Origin of the sequence: Aeromonas sp. QDB56 (genome assembly GCF_027705505.1) — a bacterium.
Lineage (GTDB): Bacteria > Pseudomonadota > Gammaproteobacteria > Enterobacterales > Aeromonadaceae > Aeromonas > Aeromonas caviae.
In genome coordinates, this window is the sequence record NZ_JAPDBZ010000280.1 from 1 (window position 1) to 1,214 (window position 1,214).

The 1,214-nt window shown below is 62.4% G+C and carries 1 pseudogene; it reads right to left on the reverse strand.

Going from position 1 to position 1,214, the window contains the following annotated elements:
* Positions 1–76: 76 nt before the first annotated feature.
* Positions 77–1,012, reverse strand: a pseudogene (locus OKB81_RS20400) (cation:proton antiporter domain-containing protein); the annotation flags it as partial.
* Positions 1,013–1,214: the final 202 nt, after the last annotated feature.

Below are 1,214 nucleotides of genomic sequence, written 5' to 3' on the forward strand. Positions count from 1 at the left end.
TCAGTGCCTGCATAGAGAAAACAGACTACCCGCTCCCGGAAGAGTTGTTGTCAACATCCTCCCGGTGAACGGTTACCGCCAGCAATATGAGCAGCGACTTGCACAGGATGAGCCCCGTCACACAGGCCAGCACCTGCCACCAGGCGCCCGCCACCAGCGCCCAGTCCATGGTCATGCCGATGGTAATGAAGAAGAGCCCCATCAACACGTCGCGAAACGGCTTGATGTCCACTTCGAGCTGATGACGATAGTGGGACTCCCCCAGCATCATGCCCGCCAGAAAGGCACCGAGCGCCATGGAGAGCCCCATCCACTGGGTCAGGGAGGCCGCCAGCAATGCCACCAGCAGGGCACTCAGTACGAAGAGTTCATCTGAACGTGCGCGCGCCACCTCGAAAAACAGCAGGGGCAGCAGCCACTTCCCCACCGCCAGCAGCACGGAGAGCGCAAACAACCCCTTGAGGGAGGCCCAGGCGACCTCCGCCAGCAGGGCGCTGCCCTGCACCTCGGGCTGGGCCAGGATGGGGATCATCACCAGCAGGGGCACCACGGCGAGATCCTGGAACAGCAGCACGCTCACCCCGAGCTGGGCTCGCCGGGTATGGAGCTGCTTGAGCTCGCCGAGCTGCTTGATCACCACGGCGGTGGAGGAGAGCGCCAGGGTGCCTGACACCACCAGCGCCTGGGCCAGGCTCAGCCCCCACCACCAGCCGAGCCCGAAAAACAGCAGTGAGGTGAGCAGCACCTGCAGGCTGCCGACCCCCAGCACCAGCTTGCGCATGGCGAGCAGACGCGGCAGGGAGAACTCGAGCCCGAGGGAGAACATCAGGAACACGATGCCAAGCTCTCCTATGGTCTGCATCATGGCCTGACCCGTGACGATGGCCACGCCGCGGGGGCCGAGCAGCATGCCGGCAAACAGATAGGCAAGGATCACCGGCTGGCCGAGGCGCCGGAAAATGGCTACCAGCACAACGGCGAAGATCAGCAGGATCAACACATCGGCGTACACCTATCCCTCTCCTTCATCTGCCCGGCCCCCTCTTCCCTGACACAGCAAGTACAGCACCCGCTCCCCATATGGCACGCCACTCGCTCAGCGGCAGAGATTTCCCCTCCCGTTTCATCCCGTTAAGCCTAAATAACCGTTCCGAAATGTAGATCACTTATCCGGGAAAGAAGGGAACTCGGCGTCGTTTGTGCGATCTGATTAA